This is a genomic window from Areca yellow leaf disease phytoplasma (assembly GCF_041920595.1).
This window is the reverse complement of the sequence record NZ_CP169277.1, coordinates 91,888-99,686: the sequence shown is the minus strand read 5'-3', so window position 1 is coordinate 99,686 and position 7,799 is coordinate 91,888. Positions and strand designations below refer to the sequence as shown.

The window sequence follows — 7,799 nt, the reverse complement described above, 5'->3', positions numbered from 1 at the left end:
TACACATGTATTGCTACAAGAAAAAAGAATAGAAGCTTTATGTTCTATTATCAATATTTTTTACGGTCATCAAAATCACTGATTTATACCAAAAAACTTTTAACGAGTGCATCACCAAGAAAAAAGTTTATCTTATGATGAAAGAAAAAGACATTTGTTGTCGTTTAAGAATTAAAAAAACTTTACTTACCGTAATTTAACAAATAATCTCCAAATAATTCCTAATTTAATTAATCAAGATTTTATGGCCACGAAACCTCTTCAAAACTCTTTACTGACATCACTTATTTCCAAAACTAATCAAGGATTTTTATATTTTTCTTGTATCATTGACTCTTTTAATAACCAAATCATTGCTTCTCACACTTCCAACCAACAAAATAAAGAATTAGTTTTAAATACTCTTAAAAACTTCAAATTAAAAGAGCCTTGCATTATTCACTCTGATCAAGAACTGTTTATCAATCACCAAAAGTCCAACAAACTTTAACGAAAAAGGTTTTTAGTTAGTATGTCAAGAAAAGCTACCCCACGAGACAATACGTCATTGAAAACTTTTTCGGTCAAATGAAAAGTATCTTACAACATCAAAATCCTTTTTTATTTCAAAATCTCCTAACAAAATGAAAAATTACTAATCAATTCCCACAATTTTGGAATACTAAGTGGATTTTAAGTTAAAATTAAACCATTCAACACCATCTCAATATAACCAAAATTGGAGATAAATTTTGAGTTGAATAAACATAAAACAATATAACCTTGAAAAGTTGCTTTAGTACGCCTTTTTTAAAAGAAAAATGTTAGGTGATTATATAAAATATCATTTTCTTTCATTTTGTTAGTGACTTTTCACTTTTTTTACCTAACTATATAGTGTAAGGATAAAATATTGGAAAATATTTTTTGAAATTAAAGAATTATTATAAAAGTTTAGACATTTTTGAATGAAAAAACAATATTTCTTTAGTTTGAAAAATATGGAATTATCAATTTAATTTTAGTCTTAAAAGAGTAATTTTTAAATCAAAATATGTCTAAAAAAACGGAACAGCGCAAACAAACTATCCAAAATAAACGAACTACTCAAAACTAAAACATACCCAAAATATTTTACCCTCCCAACATATTTTAGGCATAAAACCCACCCCCAACCAACCAATATACCTAAAATATAAAAGAAAGGAGGTATAACAATGAATTTAAACACAATCCCCATCCCAAACTAACAAAAAATTACTTAAACAATATTAAGATTATCTTAAATGATAGTCTTTTTTGTTTATATAATGACTTTTTACATAATAATAGTTATAATATAAATGTAGGGAAATAATTGTCCCTTCAATATATAAAAAGAAAATAAATAATTTGAAAATAAATAATTTGAAAATAAATAATTTGAAAATAAATATTAAAGTTTTTTTATTCTTAGTAATTATAATTATATTGTTATTAGGTTTAATTCTATATCCACATATACAACAAGAAATAACATTAGAAATAAACCAAGAAGACCCAAAAACACTCAATTTACAACTATCCAAAGAAAAAGAACTAAAATATCATCCTCAAATAAATTCTAATATTTTAATAAAGACAACAGAAAGAAACAATTATGACTTAATAAAAAATGAAATACTCCATTATTTATTAACTAAAACTTGGAAAAGATTGTAAAAGCAAATATAGTAATCATCCTACAACTCCACTTTTTGAAAAACAAGGATTAGGCTCTATTTATAATAGTTATTTAAATATCCAAAAAAACCAAAAACACACAATAGATAAAATCCATTATACTCAACAATTTCAAGAAAAAATGTTAGAAATATACACCAAAGAACTAAATTTTATACTTAATTTACAATTATCAGACATTTATTTAATTACTGACAAACCCATATTTTAAAACATTAACTCATCTTTTTACAACCCGAAAAACTTTATAATATAAAAACTTTTTAAAATAATAAATTATTAAAATAATAAAAAAATGATAAAATAAAATTAAGAACCAAAGATAAAAACAATAGCACTTTTTAAAATAGAAAGCAAACTAAATGACCCGCAACAAAAAATATATCCTTATTACAACTATCTTTTTTAATTTTAATTGGAATTACAACTTTTATTTCTTTGTAACACCTCAATTATTCACTTATGATGAGATGTTATTAAAAACCTCATCACAAAATAACAATAAAACTGAAATAAATAATAAAATAGAAGTCTCACAAGAAAATTTTAACAAAAGACTAAAATATATTACAAATAATGAACTTAAAGAACTACCAAAAATTCTACCTATAAAAGCAAAAGAAAAAGAACTACGCAAACAATACCAACAACAACAAATGTCTTTCATGTCTAAAGACGAAAAAGAATCATACGAAAATATTTTAAAAATAAATAGCAAAATAGATGACATATCATTGAGAATAAAAAAAATAAATAAATATATAAAAGTTTTAGAAAAACAATACGAAGCAGCAAACGAACAAGAAAAACGAAAAATAGAAGATAAAACGAGTCTCATTGATGATACATTAAAACAATTAAATCAACAAAACCAACAATTAGAAAAAGGATCAGACTTTAGCGAATTACAAGGCATAACAATTTGTTTCAAAATTTACAAACTAAAAATAAATTTAGTCAAATAGACATCCAACCTTACCAAAACGCTTTAAAAGAAATATACAATATTAAATTAATCCAAATCAATAAGACTCTCAATAAATGAGAGTCTTATTTTACAATATATAATTGAAATCACCTCCTTTAATATGGCAAAAAGTATCTTTTTTCACTTTTTTTAACTGTTTTTGAGCGATTTTTACGCAAAAAAAGAGTAAAATAAAGGTAAGGTGTTAAATTTATAATGAAAGGTAACTAAAAAATGAAAACCCTAAATAAAAAAATATTACTATTACAATATCCATAATTACTGTTTTATCTATTTTAATAATTATTTGGACATATTTGGACGCAAAACACAAAATAAAAATCAAAGAAGAAAATCAAAAATTAGAAAATAAAAATGAACTTGCATTTAATTCTTTTTTTGAAAAACCTCCAAATATAAAAGAGCAAATTATAAATTCCGAAATGCCGAAACAAAATCCATCCCAATTAAAAAAATATAATATTAATAAAATAACTGTTGCCCCTTATTTAATTTATCCAGATTTATAAAACAATATCATAAGAGAGTATTGTTTTTTGAAGGAATGAATCCCACTCAAAAAGATATTAATGGAAAAATAAATTTCTTTGAAAAAAGATTTTGAAACATTAAGTAAAATTTTGCCATCATATTATATCATTTGGACTGAAGGTAAAAATAATTTATATAATTTAGAATACAAAAATGCAAAACCTAAAGAAAAATATGGTTGTCAAATTTCTAAAGCTGACTATTCATTAATACAAACTAGCAAACCAGATGCCACTGATGAATTATTAAATACAAATTGTAACAATAATGATAATTACTATAATGAAAAATATTCTTTTATAAACACAATCAATAATATTGATATAAAAAAAATATTGAAAAATAGCAATATATCTTCTAAAACACCTTATATACGCTTTATAACTAAAAATTTAAAAATTAATTTTGATTGGTTAAGATTAATTTGTGAAACATTTAAAGATGAACTTCAATTTACTTCCCAAGCTCAAGAAAAAACATTACAATCCCAAGAAAATGCAATCAAAGCTCAAGAAAAAATAAAACAAAAGCAAGAAGGGCACCAATGGTACACCGAAAGAACCAAAGAATTTATAACAGGAGCCAAAAATAGACTTACTAGGGCACAAAATAATAATATGCCCATTTCTTTTGATATAGATTTAAAATGCTACGAAGAAAAAGTTCCTTATTTAAATTTTTAAATACAACCAAAATGATTTTATTAATTTTATGAAAAAATTAAATATCCCTAAAGAGGATAAAAAATATGATATCCGAACTTTTATTATCTATAATTTAACAAATAATATTGTAGACCCTGAAAATAAATATGTCATATAAGAATAAATTTCAATATATTTTAAAAAAATAAATTTATGAATCAAAAAAATATGAAAGGTTATTTTATACTATATGAATTTTTCTAAACAAAAAATTAAAATTATATTATTTATTTGAATATTATCTTTATTAACTGGTTTTGCTTTTTATTTTACATACAAACATTTAAATAAAGACTTAAATAAAAATGAAACCCAAAAACAAAAAACCCCAAACAACAAAATATAAAGAACTTAGCAACCCGACATCAAAAAATAAAAAATATTATTTCTAAAATTAATATTTTTTATTTCTGAAAATGATCCCCAAATAAAAGAAGCAAAAACACAAAACACAAATCAAATTAATTAATAAACTTAAAGATTTATTTGAAAGTTTATCACTTTCTTTAACGGATGCATCAAATCCTTTTGCAATAACAGAAACCTAAAATCAAATCCTCAATTTTTTTAATCCTGGATTTTATAAAAAATAAACAAATTACAGAAGACTTAAAAGCTGAAATACCTTCCACTTGGGAAACAATTTATGCCAATAACATTGATTGTACAAGTTTTTATTCCTGAAGAACAAATAAAATTAATTAATGATGTATTTAATTAATTTGAAACGTTAATTAACAATAAACCACCCAAAAAAATAATAGAAAAAGAAAAAGATAATAATGATGAAGTTAAAAAAGGAGCACAAAACATTAAAAATTATTTGACTCATTGTTAGCATAAATCAAAGTTTACATTATAATGTTTTCTTGTCAAACCTTTATAAGTATTAACGCAATTAAAGATTGTAATGAATTCAAAGATGTTTGCTCAAAATTTGCCTATCAAAGAAAGCTAAATTCGCATTCAATAAAAACACAATAAAATTAAAATTCCAACCTTTATTAGATAAAATAAATAGTTTTTACAAAATAATAAAAAAGAAATTATATTAATTCCTGAGACAATCAACCCAAATCAAACACCAAATGGAATGAGAAAAGAACAATTTATAAATTTAATCAAAGGAAAAATTAAATAATTTAGAATCAATTTTTAATCCTTATTATATAGTTCCTGAAGCTTTACCTTCAAATAATATTTTAGATATATTTGCAACTTTAAAGAAACATATAATGGTTTTAATAATGGATTACATATAGACAATTGTAATGAACAAAAGAATCTATAAACACTTTAGAAAATATGTTAATGAATTTTAAAAAATAAAAAATTATCAAAACCCTTCTAATGAATTATTAGAAACTAATTTTTTTCAATCTTATTTCAAACTTTTAAATGATATAGACCAAATCAAAAAAAACATAATCAAGGATAAATAATAATATGAACAATACGGAAAAATTTAATACTAAAACCATTACTTATAGTAATTATGTTTTGTAGCATTTGGTTTATATTTCTTTATTATCAATTGCTCCTGTTTTTTAAGTGATATTTGTTTTAAAGGATTCAGAACTAAGATAAGTCATAATACTATAAGATGAATACATTAATGAAGAAATACAAAATTTAAAAAGCTATAAAATGGTGCAGAAAGCATTAACCAAACAGCCAAAAAACAAATTAATTTTTCTGAAAAAGAAAATTTATTGCAAATCATTGAAAATAGCGATATATCGCAAGAAGATAAAAAATCTTCAAACTGATTTAGATTCAAATATAAGCTTTTCTGTAAATCCAAAATCCAATGCATTATCAAAAAGCAAATTTAATTATTTTAGAAAAAATAACAGATAAAAATACAAAAAAATAAAAAACAATGAAATTAGTTAAATTAATTTTATCAAAAAAGAAAATGATTTTATTTTATTCAGAACCTATTTATAAAATAGAAATTATAAAACAAAATGACACTTATTATTTAATTACAGATGACCGTTTTTTAACAAAAAGAAAGATTTTTAGAAGAAAACAAAAATTAAATCCTTTTTGAATACTACAAAAAACTAATTTATTAAGAGGTTTATTTGGTCCTAGTATATCTACATTCTATGATTTTTATATTTTATATTATTCATGGACTACGTAGAAATTCTGGAAAATTAAAATCTAAGTCTAAAATTTCTTCTTCACAAAAATCTTTATTTAGTTTAAAGATGTTACCCAAAAATGAGAAGAAGAAAAAGAAGAAATGAAAGAATTGATTGATTTTTAAAAAACCCCAAAAAATATGCTGTTATCGGGTTGCATTCCTAAAGGAGTTGGGGTGTTTCAAAACTTTAGACACTTTTTTATTTTTTAAAAATTCTTGAAGACTAACTATTAAGTTAGTCTTTTTTCTTTAAAAACTAAAAAAATAATTTTCCTATTTTTTCTAAAAACGTTTTTAAGTAATTAAATGTTAAGACAAAAATTATTTCAAGATTTTTTAAAAAATAAAAGAATTTAGAATTACGCAATTAATTAATTAATTTACATTCTCCATTAGTCCATAAATTAGTTAAACAATTTAAATATTATCCCCGAGTAATTCCAAAAACAAGATTTATATCAAGAAGGAATCTTAGGGTTAATCAAAGCTCTAAATAATTACGAAGATTTAGGTTATGAATTCATCGCCTATGCCACTCCCACCATCAAATCAGAAATTAGAACTAATAAGAAAAAGCCATTCACCTTCAATCCCACAAAAAACAACCAAACCAAACAATATCAGTTTTAAAGAAAAATATCAACCTTATCACCTCAATTATCCCAATCCTCATCAATTATGGATTAAACAAATTAATCACGAAATCTTTTTAAAAAAAATGAAGAATAAGTTAAGTACAAACGAATTTCAGATTATCCGTTTAAGCCATAATTGGTGCGTGAATAATTAGTGTTGGGATTGAATATTTTCTTCTTTAAAACGATATTTGGTTTGGTATTTTAATGTGATGAAGGTGGTCTTTCTTATTAATTCTCTATTTCTGATTTGATAATTGAATTAATGCATAACTATAATTCATAACTAAATCTTCATGTGGAAACATTAACCCTGAATTCCTTCTAGCTAAATCTTGTTTTTCCCCCTGATACTCGAATAATATTTAAATTGTTGCAACTAATTTATGGACTAATAGTAAATTAATTAATTAATGCGTAATTAAATTCTTTATTTTTGCGTCTTGAGAATGTATTTAATTACTTTCTGAAACGTTTTTAGAAAATGGGAAATTATTTTTTTAGTTTTGAAAGACTGGCAATGGATTAGTCTTCAGAATTTTAAGTAAGTGATGCAAGTTTCAGTTTTGATGATCGGGATTTAGACGATCTATTGTTTGTGGGGTGTGTTTCAAACATTTCAACTGATTTAATTTGCCCATCTAATATACTTATTTCGCGTTCTAAACTTTCAGTGAATTTTGAATTCGGCAAGTTATGATGGTGTAACACTGTTAAATTAGGTTTGGCTGTCTGTTAGTTTGTTGGATTTGGTTTTATGTTCTTTGAAATGTGTTATTTCATCTCTTTGTGTTATTAATTTTATTTAGTGATTTTCTTTTCAATTTGATAATTTAATTGAATCTTAGTGGTACAATGCTGCTTCAAAGTTAGGACCATTTCTAAATCATAAAGTCCCATGCATATTCATATTTCTTTCGTTGTTGTTGTGGTTGTGATAATTTATGGAAATGTTGAAATGAAATGGATTTTGGTACTTGTCCTTCGTTAAATCATCAGTTCATCTTTTGATCAGCTAAAACCCCATTTTTATATTATTATTAATTATTTATAATCATTAAAATTATTGCAAAATAGAAACAGCA

General features: G+C 23.2%; 5 protein-coding genes and 2 pseudogenes. All 7 read left to right on the top strand.

What is annotated here, in order from left to right; genetic code table 11:
- Nucleotides 1-728, top strand: a pseudogene (locus tag ACEW7V_RS00515) (IS3 family transposase); the annotation flags it as partial.
- A 721-nt stretch (nucleotides 729-1,449) separates the two neighbouring features.
- Nucleotides 1,450-1,680, top strand: a complete 231-nt coding sequence (locus ACEW7V_RS00510; protein ID WP_374695536.1) for a hypothetical protein — start codon at nucleotides 1,450-1,452, stop codon at nucleotides 1,678-1,680.
- Nucleotides 1,681-2,063: 383 nt separating this feature from the next.
- The gene (locus tag ACEW7V_RS00505) at nucleotides 2,064-2,666 is read left to right on the top strand and encodes a hypothetical protein (protein ID WP_374695535.1); all 603 of its coding nucleotides are present in this window, start codon (nucleotides 2,064-2,066) and stop codon (nucleotides 2,664-2,666) included.
- 319 nt (nucleotides 2,667-2,985) lie between these two features.
- The gene (locus ACEW7V_RS00500) at nucleotides 2,986-3,198 is read left to right on the top strand and encodes a hypothetical protein (protein ID WP_011161050.1); all 213 of its coding nucleotides are present in this window, start codon (nucleotides 2,986-2,988) and stop codon (nucleotides 3,196-3,198) included.
- Nucleotides 3,199-3,276: 78 nt separating this feature from the next.
- Entirely contained in the window at nucleotides 3,277-3,903 is a 627-nt protein-coding gene (locus ACEW7V_RS00495; protein WP_374695534.1) for a hypothetical protein, read from the top strand.
- A 1,903-nt stretch (nucleotides 3,904-5,806) separates the two neighbouring features.
- Nucleotides 5,807-5,980 carry a hypothetical protein gene (locus ACEW7V_RS00490; protein ID WP_374695533.1) on the top strand — a complete coding sequence of 58 codons (174 nt, stop codon included), beginning with the start codon at nucleotides 5,807-5,809 and terminating at the stop codon, nucleotides 5,978-5,980.
- Between the two features lie 405 nt (nucleotides 5,981-6,385).
- A pseudogene (locus ACEW7V_RS00485) lies at nucleotides 6,386-6,845 on the top strand (sigma-70 family RNA polymerase sigma factor); the annotation flags it as partial.
- Nucleotides 6,846-7,799 lie beyond the last annotated feature (954 nt).